At 39.2% G+C, this 21,882-nt stretch carries 17 protein-coding genes and 1 other annotated feature (1 of these 18 running past the window's edge); of the genes, 13 read left to right on the top strand and 4 right to left on the bottom strand.

The window, feature by feature from the left end; translation table 11 throughout:
• Nucleotides 1-128: a binding site (T-box leader), on the top strand; it begins 81 nt to the left of the window's first position.
• A gap of 43 nt (nucleotides 129-171) precedes the next feature.
• Nucleotides 172-1,272, top strand: a complete 1,101-nt coding sequence (proB, locus tag E2L03_RS12375) for a glutamate 5-kinase (protein WP_437183235.1) — start codon at nucleotides 172-174, stop codon at nucleotides 1,270-1,272.
• A gap of 12 nt (nucleotides 1,273-1,284) precedes the next feature.
• The gene (locus E2L03_RS12380; protein WP_134259297.1) at nucleotides 1,285-2,529 is read left to right on the top strand and encodes a glutamate-5-semialdehyde dehydrogenase; all 1,245 of its coding nucleotides are present in this window, start codon (nucleotides 1,285-1,287) and stop codon (nucleotides 2,527-2,529) included.
• 154 nt (nucleotides 2,530-2,683) lie between these two features.
• Here the strand turns inward: E2L03_RS12380 and E2L03_RS12385 are convergent, their stop codons facing one another.
• Entirely contained in the window at nucleotides 2,684-3,574 is an 891-nt protein-coding gene (locus E2L03_RS12385) for a YitT family protein (protein ID WP_236702465.1), read from the bottom strand.
• Between the two features lie 52 nt (nucleotides 3,575-3,626).
• Nucleotides 3,627-5,405: a right-handed parallel beta-helix repeat-containing protein gene (locus E2L03_RS12390; protein WP_134259298.1), complete on the bottom strand. Its 1,779-nt coding sequence runs from the start codon at nucleotides 5,403-5,405 to the stop codon at nucleotides 3,627-3,629.
• 161 nt (nucleotides 5,406-5,566) lie between these two features.
• On the opposite strand from E2L03_RS12390, the gene E2L03_RS12395 reads away from it, so the two are divergent.
• The gene (locus tag E2L03_RS12395; RefSeq protein ID WP_038478507.1) at nucleotides 5,567-6,436 is read left to right on the top strand and encodes an SDR family oxidoreductase; all 870 of its coding nucleotides are present in this window, start codon (nucleotides 5,567-5,569) and stop codon (nucleotides 6,434-6,436) included.
• Between the two features lie 60 nt (nucleotides 6,437-6,496).
• Here the strand turns inward: E2L03_RS12395 and E2L03_RS12400 are convergent, their stop codons facing one another.
• Nucleotides 6,497-7,219 carry a GntR family transcriptional regulator gene (locus E2L03_RS12400; protein WP_038478510.1) on the bottom strand — a complete coding sequence of 241 codons (723 nt, stop codon included), beginning with the start codon at nucleotides 7,217-7,219 and terminating at the stop codon, nucleotides 6,497-6,499.
• A gap of 123 nt (nucleotides 7,220-7,342) precedes the next feature.
• Between E2L03_RS12400 and nagA the strand changes: the two genes are divergently transcribed.
• Together nagA and nagB are read left to right on the top strand one after the other, a co-directional pair.
• The gene (gene nagA / locus E2L03_RS12405) at nucleotides 7,343-8,506 is read left to right on the top strand and encodes an N-acetylglucosamine-6-phosphate deacetylase (protein WP_124741741.1); all 1,164 of its coding nucleotides are present in this window, start codon (nucleotides 7,343-7,345) and stop codon (nucleotides 8,504-8,506) included.
• A 16-nt stretch (nucleotides 8,507-8,522) separates the two neighbouring features.
• Nucleotides 8,523-9,263: a glucosamine-6-phosphate deaminase gene (gene nagB, locus E2L03_RS12410; RefSeq protein WP_134259299.1), complete on the top strand. Its 741-nt coding sequence runs from the start codon at nucleotides 8,523-8,525 to the stop codon at nucleotides 9,261-9,263.
• A gap of 16 nt (nucleotides 9,264-9,279) precedes the next feature.
• On the opposite strand, the gene E2L03_RS12415 is transcribed toward nagB, so the two are convergent.
• The gene (locus E2L03_RS12415; RefSeq protein WP_055737323.1) at nucleotides 9,280-10,485 is read right to left on the bottom strand and encodes a DUF418 domain-containing protein; all 1,206 of its coding nucleotides are present in this window, start codon (nucleotides 10,483-10,485) and stop codon (nucleotides 9,280-9,282) included.
• 154 nt (nucleotides 10,486-10,639) lie between these two features.
• On the opposite strand from E2L03_RS12415, the gene nfsA reads away from it, so the two are divergent.
• The 8 genes from nfsA to E2L03_RS12460 all read left to right on the top strand — a co-directional run bounded on the left by nfsA (nucleotide 10,640) and on the right by E2L03_RS12460 (nucleotide 21,871).
• The gene (gene nfsA, locus E2L03_RS20915) at nucleotides 10,640-12,022 is read left to right on the top strand and encodes an oxygen-insensitive NADPH nitroreductase (protein ID WP_367613691.1); all 1,383 of its coding nucleotides are present in this window, start codon (nucleotides 10,640-10,642) and stop codon (nucleotides 12,020-12,022) included.
• Nucleotides 12,023-12,080: 58 nt separating this feature from the next.
• Nucleotides 12,081-13,619 (top strand): bifunctional GNAT family N-acetyltransferase/carbon-nitrogen hydrolase family protein, encoded by a 1,539-nt coding sequence (locus tag E2L03_RS12430; RefSeq protein WP_038478516.1) that lies wholly within the window; start codon nucleotides 12,081-12,083, stop codon nucleotides 13,617-13,619.
• Nucleotides 13,620-13,735: 116 nt separating this feature from the next.
• Nucleotides 13,736-14,104 carry a hypothetical protein gene (locus E2L03_RS12435; RefSeq protein ID WP_166740297.1) on the top strand — a complete coding sequence of 123 codons (369 nt, stop codon included), beginning with the start codon at nucleotides 13,736-13,738 and terminating at the stop codon, nucleotides 14,102-14,104.
• A gap of 25 nt (nucleotides 14,105-14,129) precedes the next feature.
• Complete coding sequence (gene sfsA / locus E2L03_RS12440; protein ID WP_124741744.1) at nucleotides 14,130-14,834, top strand: DNA/RNA nuclease SfsA; 705 nt, start codon at nucleotides 14,130-14,132, stop codon at nucleotides 14,832-14,834.
• Between the two features lie 60 nt (nucleotides 14,835-14,894).
• Nucleotides 14,895-16,505 (top strand): FAD-dependent oxidoreductase, encoded by a 1,611-nt coding sequence (locus tag E2L03_RS12445; protein ID WP_134259300.1) that lies wholly within the window; start codon nucleotides 14,895-14,897, stop codon nucleotides 16,503-16,505.
• Nucleotides 16,506-16,537: 32 nt separating this feature from the next.
• Complete coding sequence (locus E2L03_RS12450; RefSeq protein ID WP_134259301.1) at nucleotides 16,538-18,277, top strand: phospho-sugar mutase; 1,740 nt, start codon at nucleotides 16,538-16,540, stop codon at nucleotides 18,275-18,277.
• 102 nt (nucleotides 18,278-18,379) lie between these two features.
• The gene (locus E2L03_RS12455) at nucleotides 18,380-19,771 is read left to right on the top strand and encodes a SpoVR family protein (RefSeq protein ID WP_437183236.1); all 1,392 of its coding nucleotides are present in this window, start codon (nucleotides 18,380-18,382) and stop codon (nucleotides 19,769-19,771) included.
• A gap of 351 nt (nucleotides 19,772-20,122) precedes the next feature.
• A complete protein-coding gene (locus E2L03_RS12460; RefSeq protein WP_055737328.1) occupies nucleotides 20,123-21,871 on the top strand; it encodes an ABC transporter ATP-binding protein in 1,749 nt (582 codons plus the stop codon).
• The last annotated feature ends 11 nt before the right edge of the window (nucleotides 21,872-21,882 follow it).

Consider the following 21,882-nt stretch of genomic DNA (forward strand, 5'->3'; position numbering starts at 1 on the left):
TACTTTTGTTGAACCCTATTCCAGGAGCAGTTGGCAAAACCAATCGTCTCATTGACGTTATCAATGTAAAGTGGGCATGCTACTGTATGCTAACTAAGGTGGTACCGCGGAGCTCGTCCGTCCTTATTTCTAAGGATGGATGGGCTCTTTTTTTTGGAGGAGGAGAGAGGTATGCAAGGAACCATTGTTATTAAAATTGGAAGCAGTAGTCTAACTGCTGAAAACGGTAGACTAGACGCTATTCAATTAGAAAATCATGTGGAAGCCATGGTGTATTTGTTAAAGCAGGATTACCGTATTGTCCTCGTTACATCGGGAGCTGTAGCTGCTGGCTTTTCAAGTTTAGGTTTTAAGCGAAAGCCTAAAGGGATTGCACAGAAACAAGCGGCAGCTTCAGTAGGTCAAAGTTTACTTATGCAGGCGTATATGGATGCGTTTAAGCAGCACGATTACATTGCGGCACAGTTGTTACTTACACGGGCAGACTTTGCTGATCAGCACCGTTTTTCTAATATCTCACAGACCCTCGGCGAATTAATGAAACGCGGAGCAATTCCAATTATTAATGAGAACGATTCAACTTCGGTTGAAGAGTTGACTTTTGGGGATAACGACCGCTTATCAGCCCTTGTTAGCGGAATCATTCATGCAGATATGCTGTGTTTGTTTACCGATGTAAATGGAGTATATGATGAAAATCCTTTTTCGAATCCTAATGCTAAAAAGTATTCTTTTCTATCTGAAGTACCAGATGCGTTATTAAAGACGATGGATCAAACGACTTCGGATGTAGGTACTGGGGGAATGTATTCAAAACTTGCAGCAGCAAAGACAGCAATTGAGTTAGGCACGAATGTTTTTATAGGAACTGGTACAGGGCAGGAAAAGTTTGCTGATGTTTTAGTAGGCAAAGGAGATGGAACGTATATTGGTTCTTTTGCGAAAACGTCTATGTCGATGACGAAGCAATACATTTTGTACCATAGTAAGCCAAGAGGAAGCATATACGTCGATAACGGTGCAGCTGAGGCCCTGCTGAAACAGCATAAAAGCCTACTATCTGCTGGCGTTGTTGAAGTGAGCGGTTCATTTACGGTAGGTGAGGTTGTAGAGGTTAGAAGGGAAAATAATGAAATCATTGGAAAAGGTAAAGTGAACTTTACTTGCGAAGAACTTACCCTATTAAAAGGAAAAAATAGCGCAGAAATTGCTAGAGTAACAACGCGATCAAAAAAAACAGTCATTCATCGAAATTTTTGGGTGGCTATGTAAAGGGGAATGAAGATGGAAAATGTAGAATCGATTGCTAAAAAGGCAAAAAAAGCGGCACCAACCATTGCTCGAACTACTTTAGAGAAGCGAAACGATGCATTGCTTTTATTGGCGGAAGCGCTACAAGCAAAGAAAGAATATTTGTTAGACGAAAATCTTCAGGATGTTACAGCTGCGAAACGCAAAGGAACAGCTCAACCTCTCATCGATCGCCTATTATTAACGGAGGAACGAATTGACGATATGGCAGAGGGAATGCGACAACTTGTTGCGTTAGCAGACCCAATTAACCAAGTACTAGAAACGATAGAGCGTCCTAACGGATTGCTTATTGAAAAACGAGCTGTACCGTTCGGTGTATTCGGAATGATTTACGAAGCTCGACCTAATGTCACTGTTGATGCGTGTGCACTTGCCATTAAAACAGGGAACGGGGTCGTGTTGCGTGGAAGTGGAAGTGCCATGCATTCAAATAAAGCCATTGTCTCGGTTTTAAAAGAGGCATTGAGTCAAACGTCTATTCATACGGATATCATTCAACTGATCGAAAATCCTTCTCGGGAGGAAGCGAATCGATTGATGAAATTAAAAGGAGACATTGATGTATTAATTCCTCGTGGTGGCGCCTCCCTGATACAAACAGTCGTCAATGAAGCAACGATTCCAGTAATTGAGACAGGAGTTGGAAACTGCCATGTTTATTTGTCTAATGCAGCTAATGTTGATTTAGCAACAGCTATTGTTGTAAATGCCAAAACCCAGCGCCCTTCTGTTTGCAATGCTTGCGAAACATTAATTGTTGAAAGATCTTTTGCAGAACAACACTTGCACACATTAGTAGAAACGTTAAGGCAAAAAGGAGTTCAACTTGTGGGAGACGAAACCGCACAAGCACTTCATACTCAAATTGGTGTAGCGACAGAAGAGGACTGGCAGAAAGAGTATCTTGATTTATTCCTTGCTGTTCGATGTGTAGATGGCATAGAAGAAGCGGTAGCTCATATTGAAAAATACGGCACCAATCATTCAGAAGCAATTGTGACGGAGGATGAGAAAGAGAGAGATTTCTTTTTCCAAGCCGTAGATGCTGCTGTACTTTACCATAATGCTTCGACTCGTTTCACAGACGGCTTCGAATTTGGCTTTGGAGCCGAGATTGGTATTAGCACTCAGAAATTACATGCCAGAGGACCAATGGGACTACACGCTCTGACAACTTACAAATACACTGTTAAAGGCACGGGACAGATCAAATAAACAATGATAACGATTAAAGGCAGGCAATTAAAATTAAGCCTGCTTTTTTGTGTCAGTAGCGGCGGCAAGTGTAAAGGCTCTGACAACTATAGGGTAACCATTTAGGCTGTTCCGTATAGTTGTCAGAGGTGCTCTCATTCCTTTAACTACCTTTCTATTTACCAAACTCAGGACGTTCTTCTTTGAAATCTGGCATCGTCGTGGAATCAAGAGGGTGGTCATGCTGTGTAGCAAAAAACGTCCCGCCTGATACATCTTTTACATTATGAACAACAATAAAAGCGTTTGGATCAATCTCATGAACAAGCTTCTTTAAATAGAACAAGCGATAAGAGCGAACGACAATGTAAATCACTTCACGTTCCTTTTTCGAATACCCGCCATAACCATTAAAAATCGTGGCACTCGATGACATTTGTTTCGTCACTTTTTCAGAAATCAGTTGTGCTTCAGGTGAAATGATGTTAACTGCTTTTTTTGCGTCAAAGCCTTCAAGAACATAATCGGTGACTTTCTTACCAACATAAAGAGCGACAATCGTATACATCGTATAAATGGGTCCAATAACGAATACACCACAAACAACAATAACAGCATCAAGAACGAAGTTAGTCCCTGTTAATTCCCACCCAAAACGGTGATTTAACATTCGGGCAATAATGGAGGTCCCGCCTGTTGAAGAGCCAGCTCGAAAAATAAAGCCAAAACCGATACCCGTAATAACCCCAGCAAAAATTGCCGCAAGCAATGGGTCCTCAATTGGTTGGCCAAGTCGTTCTGTTAAAAAAATGAAAAAGGATAATAGCGGTACATTAATAATAGACTTATACACCATGTGTCGTGGTAATAATTTAAACCCTATGAGTAAAAGAACCGCGTTCAAAATAAACGTGACAAGTGCAGGGGAAAGATTATAAGCAAAATATAAAAGCAAAGATAAACCGACAATGCCCCCTTCAGCAAGGTTATTTGGCATTGCATATAATGTTATAGATATGCTGAAAAGAAATGTGCCGATAATAATGTATACATAATCTTTAACCAACGTAACAGTCTCCTTTCTACAAATGAAAAGAAGCAGTGCAAGCGAATGCCAACTACTTCTTTCCAAGTCTTTCTTCTAATTGTTCTACTAAACCTACAATTTCTGCTGTTCTTGCATCTCTGTCCGCTGTTTCCTGTGCTTTCTTTAGCGCGTTATGGAGTTCTTCTCCCTTTAAACCTGCATCCATATCAATGGTCTGACTTAACGCTTCTTCGTATTGGCGCAATGCATCTGCTTCCTGTCCGATAATGTCCGTCTCACAGCTACCACCGATGGCAATATTGTGCTCATGCCCAGTAAAGAAACAGTTTTCTATGAAGCCACCTGCATGAAGGAGGCGAATGGCACATGTTCCACCATCTTGAATAAACGTTTCTCGTATAGTTGGGGAACTATTTCGTATATCAATCTGAGCTTCGTAATGCCCGTTAATTTGACAATGTTCAATAAGGCCATAAGATTGCTTTTCAAACCGAATGCCGCTTTCATAACTGTCAATTACTTTCGATTCATTCATGTTTAACTGTGAGCCATTAGACACAAAAAGTTGTGGATAGGCATCGTGATGATGATAGAAGCTACTATTTGTTAAGTGAACGAGGCTACCATCAATAATGTAAAGGCCGCTTTGTCGCCCGTTAAATACATCCACATCATCAAGCGTCGCTTCACTAAAATCTGCTACAACGAGCTGGTTCAACTCGTTATCAAAGAAACGACAGTGAGCAATTGTCGCACTAGATCGTTCTGTTAACCATAACCCATAGTGAGCACCTTCAAATACAGAGCTATGCTTCATGCTTAAACGAGCTTTTTCGCTAAGAGCAAGTTGCGGCATGGCATGGTTAAATAGATCTGTTGCTTCTATATATACATAACTATTTGCCGTTTGGCTAATAGCCGAGCGCTCACCATTATGCACTTTACAATGAAAGAGATAGGCAGATGCATCTTGAACCATAAGCTGATCATGCGTGTGGTCTTTTATCGTACATTGTTCGATTTCGCCCTTACTACCGTTCTCAAGCTTTATCCCAATTTGTGCATTTTCAATAGTTGAATTCTTTAAAAACAGTTCCCCGCCATGTGCTTCAATTTGTACAGGGACATTGTCACTGAATCTTGATGAACGAAACGTTAGTTTGGCATGATCTTGCAAATACACTGCTCCAGACTGACTTTCGTATATTTGACAGCTTTCTAGCACAGCCTCACTGTTTCCTTGAGCTTTAATTTGTCGTTGGGAAGAGTGATGCCCGTATAGTTGGCAGTGCTCCACATAAGAACGGCTTTCCTGATCAAAGTAAAACGCTGTTGTTTCGCCGTTATATAGGTGAGAATGCTTCATAATAAGACGGCCATTTGATCCAGTGTAAACCTGACTTCCGTGTTGTTCGTAAAGTGCACAATATTCAATTCGTGCGCGTCCTCTATTGTGTATTCCAATACCGTTATGACGAATCGTAGCATCTGTTAATGATAAGTGACCTTGCTCTTTTATTTGAATGGCATATTTCTTAAGTTCATGAAACTGACAATGAATAACATAAGCGTGACCTTGTTCAATTAACAATCCTTTATCAGATTGAGAGAATGAAAGGTTTTTAATGTGAACAGAAGCATTTTTGGTTACTTTAAACCTACCTGCAATACGAACGTCTTCAGGTTGATTAGAGAGTCCAATAATGGTCACTGATTTAGATAATTGTAGAGACTCGTTATAAAGACCAGGTTCAATCTCAATCGTGTCTCCATCATTTGCATCTAGAAGAGCCTGTCTAATTGTTTTGTATTTCGACAGCAATTTGCGTGAAACTTGAATTTTCTTCACTACTATTGTCACCTCGAATCTGCCTTTTAGTATACCTGCTTTTCCAAATACTGTCCAAGAGCTTTTCGTTGTAACGAGAAAAAACTTCGGTTTCTTAAATCTATGTTTATCAATTACGGATTAAGGAAAAAAAGATAGAAAGAACACAAGGAGGGTACTACATGAATCATTACGACGATCTTTCAAACGGTATACCGAAGCAAAAACAAAACAAGCAACCTGGTATCGAATCAGAAATGAATCCTTTACCTATTTATGAAAGTGAGAATTATAAAGGAACAGGTAAATTGAAGGGCAAAGTCGCGCTTATTACTGGAGGTGACTCTGGTATTGGTAGAGCTGTAGCGATTGGTTATGCGAAAGAAGGGGCACACGTTGCCATTGTTTACTTAGACGAACATGAAGATGCTGAATTTACAAAAGAAAAAGTGGAAAGCCATGGTGTTAGCTGTATTACCATTTCAGGTGACATTACCGATGAAGCTTTTTGTGTTTCCTCTGTTGAACGCTGTGTAGCAGAGTTGGGAGGGCTTGATATTTTGGTAAACAATGCTGCTGAGCAACACCCAGTTAACGATTTACGTGAATTAAGTGATGAGCAACTGAAGCGTACCTTTGCGACGAATTTTTATTCCTATGTTTATTTTACAAAAGCGGCATTAGACTATTTACAAGAAGGGAGCGCAATCATTAATACATCGTCAATAAACGCTTACCGAGGGAATATCTCCCTTATTGATTATACGAGCACAAAAGGAGCAATTACAGCATTTACACGTTCGATGGCGCAATCACTAGCAAGTAAAAACATCCGTGTGAATAGCATAGCGCCTGGACCAATTTGGACACCCCTTATTCCAGCATCGTTTGATGAAGAAAAAGTAGCTGAATTTGGTCAAAACACATTAATGGGAAGGCCTGGTCAACCAAGTGAATTAGTTGGAGCTTATGTGCTTCTTGCCTCAGAAGATTCGTCCTATATGACTGGACAAGCAATCCACATTAATGGAGGAGACTATATCAGCTCTTAATTGAATCGATTAAGGATCTACCGTCGTGTATGTGTTATACGCAACGGTAGATCTTGTTATTTAACGGGACATACGGGTAACAAAGTAATAACGGTCACCTCGATAACGTGTATACACCAATTCTAATACACGGTTTGACGAGGTAACAGCTTGTCTGCGAATAGCAAGCAGAGGATCTCCTTCAGCGATTTCAAGTAGATGAGCATCTTCTTTATTTGCTAATACCGAACGGATCGTTTGTTCAGAGTGATCAATCTCATAGCCAAGTTTATGCTCGAAGTAAGCATAAAGAGACGAATGTAGAATGGTTTCGCTTAAATGAGGGGCGATATCAATGGGAATAAAGGCTTGTTCTGTTGCTATCGGAATTTGGTTCGCCAATCGAACGCGAAACACTGAATAAACCTCAGTCCCACTAGCAATTTGCAAAAGAGTAGCTACGTCTGAATCTGCTTTTATTCGAGTAAAGGATAGAAGCTTTGATTCAGGAACCATATTTCGGTTAACCATGTCTTCACTAAAGCTCGTTGTTTTCGTTAATGGTTGTTCAATGTTTTGATGGGCAACGAATGTTCCTCGGCCTTTTTCTCGCACAAGTTGTTTTTTTTGAACGAGATTATTAATTCCTTGACGAACGGTCATCCGACTGATTTGATAACGATCAGCAAATTCACGCTCAGAAGGTAGGACATCACCTGGTTTTAATTGGCCATTTTCAATTTGTTTGTGTATAAGTTCTTCTATTTGGTAATAAATCGGAATAGGAGATTGTTTATCAATCATTGTCGGTCCTCCGCAAAAGCATAATTTTCATAATGAAAGTATAGCATAAATTGACTAAAGATAATTGGTATAGACAACTAATCATCTAGATAATATAATGAAGGTATAAAGGATGTGAAAAAAGTGGCTGAACTACTTATCAAAGGCAAGCAAATGGTGTCTGGTATTCCAAATGAGACTAAGTGTGAAGGGTTTTTCGTGGCAATTGAAGCCGGAAAAATTATCGATGTTGGAATAGGTGATGCTTCACACCTTACAAAGACAAATACGACGGTGGTATCGTTGTCGGATAATCAATGGCTTGTGCCTGGCTTTGTTGATTTGCATATTCACGGCGGTTATGGTGTTGATGTTATGGATCATTCAGATGAAGGGTTACAACATTTAAAACAATCTTTAACGAGGGAAGGAACAACGTCGTTTTTAGCAACAACCATCACCCAATCGATTTCTTCTATTGAAGAGGTCATTCACCAAGTGACCGTTCATCCAAACCAAGGTGGAGCGGAGATTGTAGGGTTGCATATAGAGGGACCTTTTATAAACGAAGTAAGAAAAGGAGCTCAGCCAGCCCAATATATTGTCGATCCAGCAGTGGAATTAATGAAGAAATGGACGGATCTTGCACCAGGGAAAATCAAACAAGTTACGTATGCTCCGGAAAAACCTGGTGGCTTAGAATTAACAACGTACCTTCGTAAGCAAGCTATTAATCCTTCTATCGGACATTCAGATGCACACTATGACGAGATTGCACTAGCAATTGACAATGGTTTAAATCAAGCAACACATTTATTTAACGGGATGCGTCCATTGCACCACCGAGAACCAGGGGTAGTCGGCACAGCGTTGCTCCGAGATGAACTTGATGTAGAACTGATCGCTGATGGCATTCATATTCATCCACATATGATTCAATTAGCTTGGAAAGTGAAAGGTACAAATCGTTGTCTTCTTATTACGGATTCGATGCGGGCAAAGGGGCTATCTGATGGAATGTATGAATTAGGAGGCCAAGACGTCCAAGTAAAAGATGGGCAAGCTACCTTGGAAGATGGGAGTTTAGCTGGCTCAATTTTACCGATGAATGAAGCAATAACGAATATGATAAATTTCTCAGGGTGTACGTTTGAAGAAGCCATCCAAATGGCAACCTATAACCCAGCGAGGAAAATTAATGTGTTAGATCGAAAAGGCACGATTGAAGTTGGGAAAGATGCTGATCTCGTTATTTGGGAAGACGGCAAGGTTGTCTCTACATTTTGCAAAGGCAGTCACTATTCATAAGAAAGGAAGGTACGTTATGAAGATTGTGTACGTGAAAGATTATGATGCGCTAAGTGAGGCGGGGGCTTCATTTTTACTAGAACAAATAAAAAAGAAGCCATCCTTAACGATGGGTCTAGCAACAGGTGGAACGCCAAAGGGGACTTATGAAAAACTCATTAACAAGTCGAAGAAGGAAAAAGTTTCATTTGAACAAGTTCGAACGTTTAATTTAGATGAATATGTTGGACTTTCAAAAGAAGATCCGAATAGCTATCATCAGTATATGAATGACATGCTGTTTAATCATATTGACATTAAATCAACACACACCTTTATTCCAAATGGAGAAGCTTCATCAATAGAGGCAGAGTGTCAAGATTATGAACAACGTATAAAAGCAGCAGGAGGGATTGATATTCAACTGCTCGGTATTGGAAATAACGGTCATATTGGCTTCAATGAGCCAGGGACAAATTTCTCAGAAATGACTCATATGATCGAGTTAGCTGATGCAACAAGAGAAGCAAATGCGCGTTATTTCAATACTAAAGAGGATGTACCTAAGCAAGCCATTACAATGGGAATTGCAAGCATTATGGCAGCAAAAGAAATACTATTATTAATTTCAGGAAAAGACAAGCAACATGCCTTTTCTATGCTATTAGAAGATGGGATAGACGAAGCGTTTCCTGCTTCAATTCTTAAAGAGCATCCACATGTGACCGTTATTGTCGATCAAGAGGCGGCTGGTCAGTATTTTAACGAATCAGCATAAAAAAGATACGGGCGAATTACTTCTTCGCTGCCGTATCTTTTTTTGTGATTGACTGCCATTTCATATAAGTTCCACTTCGCCACACCCACTCTAAAGGGCCAATTCGGAAAAAACGTAGCCAGATTGAACTTAATAATACCTGTAGGGCATAAACCCCAATAGAAAGTAGTACACCATAAAAAACGCCTAGTTGACCATGAAGTCCGAGTCCATATCCATAGAATATCAATGTAAAAAGAATAGACTGCAGAATATAATTTGAAAAGGCCATTCTGCCAACGTTAGCAAAAGGTAAAAACCATTTTGAACCATACGATACAAGAATCGCTATACACGTTCCATAAAATAAAGCAAGAAAAGGTGCACCAATGTAAATCGATAAGGTTTGATACTGGGTATTCAATCCTTCCGCAAATGCGTTTGGAAGCTTTGCCCCAATCCCTATCAACCCTATTACAGGTAATAGGAACAATGCTTTTTTTCGGTATAAGTGAAAGGCTTCAAGCCATTTACTTCGAGCCACAAATGCACCGAATAAAAACATTGGCATAACGGTTAATACAGCAGAAAGTTGATAAAACAATTCCCCAAAGACGAAAACCACCGTGCTATCTCCTGTGCTAATGCCTATAAGATCGTGGGTTGCCCGAAATTGGATATGATCACGATATGAACCATCTGAAAGAACAGCCTGTTCAGCAGAGTAAAAATAAGGAGCAGGTGTTTCACCTACATCAGGAATAAGAGCCGTGAGTCCCAAAACTCCAAACCAAATAAGAGCACTAATGAGTAATCCGCGTTTTTTTAACGGCATAAATGCGAATAGAAGCATGGCCGTAAGCGAATAAGTAAGAAGGATATCTCCCCGCCATATAAAAAGAATATGTAATAAGCCAAATAGTAACAGTAGTACGGTTCGACGCCAAAAAACAGGGCTATAGGATTGTTGTTTTTCTTTAAAGCGGTCACGCTGCAACGTCATTCCATAACCAAATAGAAATGAGAACAGGGTAATAAAACTTCCATCAACGAATAAGCGAATAAAAAAATGAGTGCCTTCGTCTAATTCACCATTAGCGTACATTCCACTAACGGGAGTCATACTACCAAGCATACCAAATTGAAACACAATGCTATTAGCGATTAAAATGCCCAGTAATGCAATTCCTCGAATGACATCAAGAGACATAATTCGGTCCTGTTGCTGTAAAGGTGTACGCATGCTAAACGATCAATCCTCCAATATAAATAAATGACATAACCCATTAATTATCCCACGTTCTCAAAAGATTGAAAAGTGAATTCATTCTATTTGTATTTTTACTAATTTAAAGTAGACTAAAAGAGAGACTAAAGAAAAAAAGGAGTGGACAGGTATGAATGAAATAATAAAAGGAATGAGTGCACATCGTTCAATTCGTGCTTATCAATCGGAAAACGTTACGAAAGAACAAATACAAATGATTACAAATGCAGCTCGATGGGCATCTACGTCAAATCATGTGCAAGCCTATTCCATTCTTTCTATACAATCAAAGCAAACAAAACAAACCTTGGCTGAGCTAACTGGTGGTCAAAAATGGGTGGAAGAATGCCCTGTTTTCTTTGTTCTTTGTGCAGATTACACTAGACAGCGATATGCCAGTGAAAAGCACGGAGTTTCGTTTGATGTTGGTGGCGCTGAACAATTACTTGTTGCTGCTGTAGATGTTGCCCTTGTGGCGCAAAACATGTTATTAGCGGCAGAGTCTATCAATTTAGGCGGGGTTATGATTGGTGGAATTCGTAACCAACCAAAGGAAGTCAGTGAGCTGCTTGGCTTACCAGACTACGTTTTTCCAGTCATGGGGCTTGCAATAGGTGCACCTGGTCAAGACATACCACAGAAGCCTCGTTTACCAGAACAAGCGGTTGTACACGAAGAAGTGTATAACACGAGTCAACAGGAACTCATTGATACATATGATGCGGAAATCGAAGGCTATTACCTTGAGCGTACAAATGGAAACCGATCGAGCACGTGGACTGAACTTATGGCTCAATACACAAGTGTTCGAAAACGTGCACATATGGATCATTTTCTTAAAGAAAAAGGTTTTTTACAAAGTGAAAAAGGGGAGAATGAAATGAATCGCTTTACAGGTATTGGGGACATTTATTGTGTAGGTCGTAATTACGCAGAGCATGCAAAAGAATTAGGCAACGATGTTCCAAAGCAACCCCTTTTATTTACAAAACCTAGAAGCTCGTTAGCTCTAGCAGACGGTCAACAACTAGCATTTCCTCATAATAAAGGAAGCATCCATTACGAAATTGAGCTCGTATTAAAAATTGACCGAGATGTTAACCAAGAAGATAAATTAGTTGATGTGGTCAGTGAAGTTGCGTTAGGATTGGATTTAACATTGCGTGAGGTACAAGATACGTTAAAGAAAAAAGGGCACCCATGGTTACGCGCAAAAGGATTTCCAAATGCAGCTGTGTTAACTCCGTTTTTTGCTTTTACAGGTGAAGAAGCTTGCCAAACGATTCCTTTTCAACTCGAGAAGAACGGAGAGTTGGTGCAAGAGGGCTATACAAGTCAGATGATTTTTAGTTTAAGTGCTCTTTTTGAAGAAGTGAAAAGAGAATTTGGACTAAGAAAAGGGGATTTACTCTTTACAGGTACACCAAAAGGGGTTGGAGAATTGAAGCAAGGAGATCACTTTTCCTTGTATTTCAACCATGAGGAAAAAGGTTCTTTCACAGTAAGTGAGTAAATGTGTGAAAGAGAAGTGGTACGAATGGAAGTGAAGAGCGTGAAGGGACGAAGACAACATGAAAGAAATTGATGTGTCAAAGTTTGAAAAAAAGATGATCATTCGCAATATAGAAGAAAAAGATTTTGATGCGATTATTAAGCTGTCAAAACAATGTTTTCAGAATATGGAGCCGTGGCGATACGACGAATTAAAAAGTCATATTTCTGTATTCCCTGAAGGTCAATTCTGTGTTGAGTATGATGGAGAAATTATTGGCTCGTGCTCTAGCTTAATTATTAATTTTGATGAGTACGATGATCAGCATACTTGGGACGAAATTACCGATGAAGGCTATATTACAAACCATGATTCTGATGGATTTAATTTGTATGGAATAGAGGTAATGGTTCATCCTGATTTCCGGCGGATGAAAATTGGGAGACGGTTGTACGAAGCGAGAAAAGAATTATGCCGTGAATTGAATCTTAAGAGTATTATTATTGGTGGCCGAATTCCGAATTACTACAAGTATGCAGACCGTTTTACGCCAAGGCAATATGTGGATGAAGTAATGATGCATAATATCTATGATCCTGTGTTAACCTTTCAGGTCATAAATGGGTTCTCATTGAAGCGAGTGAATGCCAATTATTTAGACGACGACCGGGCGAGTATGCGCTATGCAACGCTTATGGAATGGAATAACATTGACTATCAGCCGTCCACACCTAAAAGAAGATTCAAAACATCGTTTCCTGTACGTATTACAACCATTCAATATGAAATGAAGAAAATTTCTTCATTTGAAGAGTTTGCTGTTCAATGTGAGTATTACACAGACGTAGCAGCAAGCTACAAGTCAGATTTCGCTGTATTCCCGGAAATTTTCACATTGCAATTGCTGTCATTCTTGCCGGAGAAAAGTCCAAGTCGAGCAATTAGGCGCTTAACGGAATTTACAGAAGACTATATTGAGCTATTTACAAATCTGGCAGTTAAATACAATGTGAACATTATTGGTGGTTCACATTATGTGGAAGAAGAAGGCAAGATCTTTAATATTAGCTATCTTTTCCGCCGTGATGGAACAATTGAAAAACAATATAAACTTCATGTAACACCGAACGAACGGTTATTCTGGGGGATTTCTGGTGGAGATGAAGTGAAAGTATTCGATACAGATTGTGGGAAAATTGCAATACAGATTTGTTATGACGTTGAATTTCCTGAACTTGGGAGAATTGCAACTGATAAAGGAGCCAATATTATTTTCTCTCCTTTTTGTACAGATGACCGCCAAGGATATTTGCGCGTTCGATACTGCTCTCAAGCTAGAGCGATAGAAAACCAAGTCTATACGGTCATCTCTGGTACAGTTGGAAACCTTTCTGATGTGGCAAACATGGATATCCAATATGCACAGTCTGGAATTTTCACTCCTTCTGATTTTGAATTTCCACGTGATGGAATCGTTGGGGAGTGTAGCCCGAACGTAGAAACCGTCGTTGTGGGAGATGTCGATCTAGAGATTCTCAGACGAAACCGTCGATCTGGAAGTGTTAATCAACTGCGTGATCGTCGAGATGATATTTATCACGTCGTATACAAACAATAAATAAAATGCGAGAAGACGCCCAAAAAAGATATGGGCGTCTTCGTTTATGTTTTTGTGCAGTGGCAAGACTAGGTGTTAAAAAGGAGTTGAGATTCGTGAATTCACCTTTTACACCTGTGATTCTGAAACAAATTAGTTTACTAATTTTAATTGCCGCCGCAGTATTCTTCATTTATTCAATTCGGTCGTATGATGGTGTTCAGACGTTAGTTATTAAAGATGTTCCACAAGCTGTTCAAAAGAATGAAACGGCTGATCTTCAAGTTTTTGTAGAAGATCATTTTGGCGAACCTATTACAACAGCGAATGTTGTAGGGCATTATGTGTTAAATGAGCATGAAGTGGACGTACAGTTCCATCATAAAGAAAACGGCTTATATGAAGGAGAAATCTTATTGTTTGTTTCTGGTCAATGGAGAGGAGAAGTAAGAGCAAATACGTTCTCATCTGAAGAAAAACTTGCTATGATAGTAGATGTAAACTAATTGTAAGGAAAAAGGAGAGAGTACGTTGGTTGTTTTTCCAACACTAGTAAAAACGACATTTATCAAACGACCAAATCGTTTTATTCTACATGTAAAAAGAGAAGACACAGGCGAACAGATTGAGGCCCACCTTCCAGACCCAGGGAGATTAAAAGAACTACTTATTGAACAGGCAACGATTTGGGTAGAATACGTAGATAAAAGCAGCCGTAAAACAAGCTGGACTGCCGTCTTATGCGAAACAGAAGAAGGCCATGTCGTATCTTTGCAGACAACGATCGCGAATAAGCTAGCAGAAGCGGCAATAAAAAAGAAACGCATTCCTTCTTTACGTGAATGGTCAATAAAAAAAAGAGAATGCAAGGTTGGTTCTTCTCGTTTTGATTTTCTTTTACAAAACGATCAAGATGAAGAACTGTTGCTAGAGGTGAAAAGTGTTACGCTAGCCAGGACAGGAGAAGGTTTTTTTCCTGATGCACCAACAGCAAGAGGTGCTCGTCATGTACAAGAGTTAACAGAGCTTACAGAGCAAGGACGTTATCAAACAGCTATTTTATTTGTTGCACAAAGAAGTGATATTCGGTCTGTGGCTGTTGAGACAATCATTGATCCTGCATTCGCCCAATCGATTAATGAAGCGAATCAAGCAAACGTTCAAATTGTAGCGGTAAGCACGACCCTGTCTAAAGAAAAGATGGATATACGACAGGAAATTCCTTTTATAATCTGATTAAATGGTAAATGAATGGTATAGTGTTAAAGAGGAATAGGCTATGAATGGGGAGAGCAAATGATTCGTACTTTTTCTAACGAAGATAGAGATGAAACCATTGATAAAATGGAAGAAGCAACGTATGATTTACTTGTTATTGGCGGAGGCGTCACAGGAGCGGGAATTGCATTAGACGCCTGCATACGTGGTTTAAAGACGCTTTTAGTTGATCAGCAAGATTTTGCTTCAGGTGCTTCAAAAAATTGGTCTAATCTATTTCATTCTGAAATCCAGCATATGAACCATTTAGAAATGAAAATGTATAATGATTTATTTAAACAGCGGCTTATTTTAAAAGAGAACGCTCCACATCTTATTAAACAAACAGAGTTAATTTTACCAACATATAAAACAGGCCTTTTCACAAAATCATTTCGCTCAAAGCTCCTCGATCGGCTAACTGAAATGGCGTTTAAAGAAAAGCGGAAGCACATCACGAAGAAAGAACTAGCAAAGCTGGAACCTGCATTATTACTAAAGCATGCAAAACACGCTTCTTTGTACAAAGAGTTTCTTATAGATGAGTCAAGGTTAGCGATTGATTTGTTAAAAGAATCAGTAAAAAGAGGTTTAATAGCGCTGAATTATATGAAGGTAGAGAGTTTTCTCTATGAAGATGATAAAATAAGTGGTGCCCTTGTTGTCGATCAGAACAAAAATGAAGTACATAAAGTAGCTGCAAAACACGTTGTTAACGCAAGTGGTACCTTGATCGATTCCCTTCGCGTTCAAGATCGTTCTCTCTCAAACATTGTCATCGATTCAGTTGAGGATTATTTTTTTACGGTGCCGAGAAGCCGTCTGCCAGTTCATCATGCAATGTACATAGAAACAGAGCAGCATCAGCTTGTTAGTTTGGTGCCTTACCGTCAGTCTATTATTGTCGGACATTCTGTTAAAAAACAGAGTGAGCGGACAAGTAATCAAGAGCTGCTTGATTTGGTAAACCGAACCTTTAGTGAGTATCCTTTAGGAGAGGATGATATTGAAGCGAGCTGGATTGTGAAGCGTCCATATCCAATTGACAAGAAAAAAAAGCATCACGAGTATAAGAGACAGGAGTGGATTGAATCGCCTTCAGGTCTTTTATCTGTTGTTTGTGGTCAGCATACGTATTACCGCTCTGTTGCAGAACAAGTAGTCGATCAGATTTGCAAACAACTACATCAAAAAAGAAACTGTCAAACTGATACGGTAACCATTTCAGGTGGATATGTAGGTGGCTTGGATGACTTTCTTTTCTATAAAAAGAAACGAACAGAAGAGGGTTTACAATATGGCTTAACAGAGTACGAAGCCAACCAGCTTATTGACCGATATGGTTCTAATATAGGACAACTTTACGTAAGACTTCGGACATTTGGGAAGCAAGCTAAAATGTTCGGTTTGAGTCCGGCAATTTTTGCTGAGCTACTGTATTGTATTGAAGAAGAATCCATTCTTAGTCCTGTTGATTTCCTTGTACAACGCACAGGTTATTTGTATATGGATAAGGCGTTAACATTGGCAGTCAAGGAACCGATTTTTCGTTATATGCGCGATCGTTTAAATTGGACAGAGGAGCAAGAGATAAGATTTAGAGAGAAGCTAGAGAGTGAAATCACACAAGCCTATGGTAATGTTATGTAGTGTGAAAGGATGCATTTTTTTGGAGGAATACAATGAATTATAAAAAATTAGCTAAGAAGTGGAACGACCATTCAGCGTTAGAACCAGATGTACGAGAGGAATTAACGGAATTAGTACAAGATGAAAAGGCGTTAGAAGACGCTTTTTATACAACACTTGCATTTGGCACAGGTGGAATGAGAGGGATTATTGGACCAGGTCCAAATCGAATGAATACGTATACGGTAAGAAAAGCGGCAAGAGGCTTAGCATCGTTTATTGCCAAACGTGGAGAGGGTGCTAAAGCGAGAGGGGTCGTTATTGCATTTGATTCCCGCCATAAATCTGCTAAATTTGCTCACGAAGCCGCATTAACATTGGGAGCTCAAGGAATTAAAGCTTACGTCTTTCATGACTTACGACCAACACCTGAATTATCCTTTGCAGTTCGTCACTTACAAGCTGAAGCAGGTATTGTCATCACGGCATCACATAACCCGCCTGAGTACAATGGTTTTAAAGTGTATGGCTCAGATGGTGGGCAATTCCCTCCAGCTTTAGCAGATGAGCTCGTGGATTGCGTAAATGAAATAGAAGATGAACTAGGTATTGCAGTAGGCGATGAAAATCAATTAAAGGCTTCTAAACTATATGAAATCATCTCTGCAGACGTTGATGATGCTTATAACGAGGAATTAAAAAGCATCTTGCTTCAAAAAGAGTTAATTAAAGAAGCAGGAGATCAATTGAAAATGGTTTTTACACCATTACACGGTACAGCAAATATTCCCGTTAGACGAGTTTTAGAAGATGTTGGCTTTAGCCAAGTAACTGTTGTAAAGGAACAAGAGCTACCAGATCCTAACTTTTCAACCGTTTCATCTCCTAACCCAGAAGAACATGCGGCGTTCAAAGAAGCGATTCGTTATGGCGAAGCAGAAGGTGCTGATATGTTGCTTGCTACAGACCCTGACGCCGATCGAGTCGGACTTGCTGTGAAAAATGATACAGGCGATTATATTGTGCTTACCGGTAACCAAACTGGCGCATTGATGCTTGATTACCTACTTTCTATAAAAGAAGCAGAAGGAACGCTTCCGAATAACGGGATTGTTTTAAAGACGATTGTAACATCTGAAATTGGACGGGCGATTGCTGAGCGCTATCAACTAACGTCTTTAGATACATTAACAGGTTTTAAATTTATTGGCGAAAAAATCGGAGAATATGAACGGACAGGTGACTACCAATTTCTCTTTGGATATGAAGAAAGCTATGGCTATTTAATCGGGGATTTTGTACGTGATAAAGATGCTGTCCAGGCGTGTCTTTTTGCTGCAGAGCTAGCGCTTCATTACAAACAAAAAGGTTTAACTGTATATGAAGCACTTCAACAAGTGTTTGAGAAGTACGGTTTCTATAAAGAAGGACTTGAATCGTTAACGCTAAAAGGCAAAGAAGGTGTCGAAAAAATTGCAGGCATTATGACAAGCTTGCGTGAGAATCCTCCTGAAAGTATGGCAGGCTTGTCTATTAACAAGATAGAAGATTACGAGAGGGGGCTCAGTCTTTCTCCTGAAAATCAAAAAACAACACCGATTGATCTTCCGTCGTCAAATGTCTTGAAATACTTCCTTGAGCAAGATGCTTGGTTCTGCGTACGACCTTCAGGTACTGAGCCGAAAGTCAAATTTTATTTTGGCGTAAAAGGTGAATCATTAGAGGAGAGCGAGCAAAAACTCCAACAGCTAAAAGATGCTGTTATGGCTTATATCCACCAATATACCGCTTAAAGGACAGAAAGCGTATCAAGCACTTTGCAACTGCAAAGTGCTTTTTTGTTTCATTTTCTAAGTTCGTACCTCATAGAATGATTGGAAAGAGGGGGGACGATTGTGTCAACTAATTGGAGTGATTTAGAGCGATCAATTGCTGAAATAACGGAAATTGCTACGGGTTTTGGGTTAGATTTTTATGAAATGAGATATGAAATCTGTCCAGCAGATATTATTTATACATTCGGTGCTTATGGAATGCCAACTCGCTATAGTCATTGGTCCTATGGCAAACAGTATCACCGAATGAAGTTACAATACGATCTTGGCTTGAGCAAGATTTATGAACTCGTAATTAATTCGGACCCTTGTTATGCTTTCTTACTCGATAGCAACACATTAATTCAAAACAAGTTGATTGTCGCCCATGTACTGGCACACTGCGATTTTTTTAAAAACAATATCCGTTTCTCTAACACTAGAAAAGATATGGTTGAAAGTATGAGTGCGACAGCCGAACGAATTGCGAAATATGAGCACGAGCATGGAAAAGGAGCTGTGGAAGATTTTCTTGATGCGGTACTTGCAATTCAAGAACATGTGGACCCAACACTTGTAAAGCCACAGAAGAAAGAGAGCGAACTAGCTAACTCAAAAAAAGCCACTGATTATGATGATTTGTGGGCGTTAGATGAAAAAGAAGAAAAGCAAATAAAACCGCTTAAAAAAACATTTCCACAGCATCCAGAAAAAGATATCCTGCTATTTATTGAAGAAAATAGTCGCCATTTAGAGTCGTGGCAGCGAGATATTTTGACGATGATGAGGGAGGAAATGCTTTATTTTTGGCCACAGCTTGAAACGAAGATTATGAACGAAGGCTGGGCTTCTTATTGGCACGCAAAAATATTAAGAGAAATGGATCTGACAAGTGGTGAAGTTATTGAGTTTGCTAAGTTAAATGCAGGTGTCGTACAGCCATCACAAACATCGATTAATCCATACTATCTAGGCATTAAACTTTTTGAAGATATTGAACGTCGCTACGACCATCCAAGCGAAGAAATGGTTCGACTACAAGGTATTAAAAAAGGTAGTGGCAGAGAGAAGATTTTTGAAGTAAGAGAAATTGAATCAGACACGTCTTTCTTAAGAAACTATTTGACAAAGGAATTTGTTGAGGAAGAAGATTTATACTTATTTCAAAAGCAAGGTAGCGATTATAAAATTACTGAAAAAGCATGGGAGGGTGTTCGTGATCAGTTAACACAGTCAAGGGTGAACGGTGGCTTCCCTTACCTTGTAGTCACCGATGGGGATTATTTAAAAAACGGTGAGCTTTACATTAAGCATGCTTTTGAAGATACTGAATTAGATGTTAGCTATTTAGAGAAAGTGGTTCCTTATCTTTATCAATTATGGGGAAGAACAGTACATTTAGAAACGAATGTAAATGGCAAGTTGGTTACCTTTATTTATGATGGAAACAAAATCCATCGAAAATATATGTAGTGAATGTGTAAAAGCGTATTCGACGACGATTCAATAATGAATACGTCTGTCAAAAGCGCTTTTTTCTTTTCTATTCTCTTTTTTTAAAAACCTAATGTAGTAAAAAATGCCACCCTACTAGTAGCGTTTCAACGTGCAAATGACCTCTTCATTACGAGAACGATAAGTGTGATATTTTTCCATATATGGTTAAAAAGAAAGCGTAATAGATAAGCCTGAATTCTGGTAAAAAATTTTCAAAAAAAAGTGTTAAATTGATTGACGCCTTAATGTTTTCAGAGTAAGATAAATTTTGTGACTAAAAATGTATTTCGTTAGTCTAAGGATTAAGGTGTAAAGAGGTGATTTGTTATGGAAACGTTTAGACGTTTAGCGAAGTATTATTTACCTGATAAGCGGTATTTTATTTGGTCCTTAATTGCATTGGTATTTGTTACGGCCATTACCGTTATTTATCCAGTATTTTTACAAATTGCCATTGATGTAGGGATTACAGGTGGAGAGTATGGAATCATTCCTTACCTGGCCATTGGCTTAATAGGAATTATGGCTATTAAAGGTGTAGCGACATATGTCAATCAGTATTTTGGCGATCTTTTCGGCGTTCGATCAGTTTATAGACTACGAAAAGATTTATACAAAAAATTGCAATATCTTCCTTTTCGCTACTATGATAATGCTAAAACAGGTGACTTAATGTCACGGCTAACAGCAGATGTAGAAGCATTCCGCTTTTTCCTTTCATTTGGTTTTGCCCAATTAGTTAACTTCGTCTTACTTGTTGGATTTGCTATGGTTGTTATGTTTTACTATTCCGTTCCCCTTACCTTAGTAACAATGGTTACACTTCCATTTTTAGCAGTTGCTGTTTACAAATTTGATCAACGAGTTCACCCGGGCTTTCGTAAAGTCCGCCGTTCCCTTGCACGGTTAAACACAAAAGTACAAGAGAATGTTAGCGGCATGCATACTGTTAAAGCGCTATCACAAGAGACGTCAGAAAAAGACCGGTTTAGTGATACAAATGAAGATTATCGAACGAAAAACATTGCCATTTCAAATGTGTGGAGTACATATTTTCCGCTTATGGAGTTTATCGGCAACGTCTCTGCTGTTCTCCTTTTAGGTTTTGGAGGGTATTTAGCAGTTCAACAACAGCTGACAGCAGGTGAGTTAACGGCATTTTTTAGTCTCGTCTGGTTTATTATTGGACCAATTATGAACCTAGGATTTGTTATTAACCAATTTTCTCAGTCAAAAGCTTCTGGAGAGCGATTGCTAGAAATTTTAGATGAAAAAGAGCGTTTCAACGGACCAGAAAAAACAAAGCCTTATGCGAAATTAAAAGGAGAAGTTCGCTTTGAAAAGGTTAGTCTGCGCTATCATAATAAAGCAAAAAATGCCCTTACGGATTTAACGTTTAATGTGCCCCAAGGTTCAACCATTGGTTTGGTTGGTTCAACCGGTTCAGGAAAATCGAGTATTATTCAACTACTAATGCGGTTTTATGAAAAAACGTCTGGAGAGTTACTTATTGACGGAAAGCCCATTGAAGAATATGACGTGAAGGAATTACGTCAAAACGTAGGAATTGTCTTGCAACAAACTTTTCTTTTCTCTTCTTCCATTCGGGATAATCTCGCTTACGGAAATCCTGATGCTTCAATGGAAGACATTATCACGGCTGCAAAACGAGCTGACGCCCATGAATTTATTGAACAACTACCTGAAGGGTATGATACCGTCTTAGGAGAAAGAGGTCTAGGGTTATCAGGCGGTCAAAAGCAACGAATTGCCATTGCTCGAGCAATGATTATGAATCCAAGTATTTTAATTTTAGATGATTCTACAAGTGCAGTAGATATGCAGACTGAAGGAAAGATTCAAAAAGCAATGAGAGAGATTATGACTGGACGAACAACGTTCATCATTGCGCATCGAATCTCTTCCGTGAAACATTGTGATCAGATTTTTGTGCTTGATGAAGGAGAAATTACGGAACGCGGTACACATGAGGAGCTACTTCAAGAACACGGAATTTACCGTAGAATTTACGATATTCAAAACCAAGATCAACATTATGTACTTCAACAGGCTTAAGGAAGTGATGA

The sequence above is a fragment of the Shouchella oshimensis genome (assembly GCF_004375095.1).
Classification (GTDB): Bacteria; Bacillota; Bacilli; order Bacillales; family Bacillaceae_D; genus Shouchella; species Shouchella oshimensis.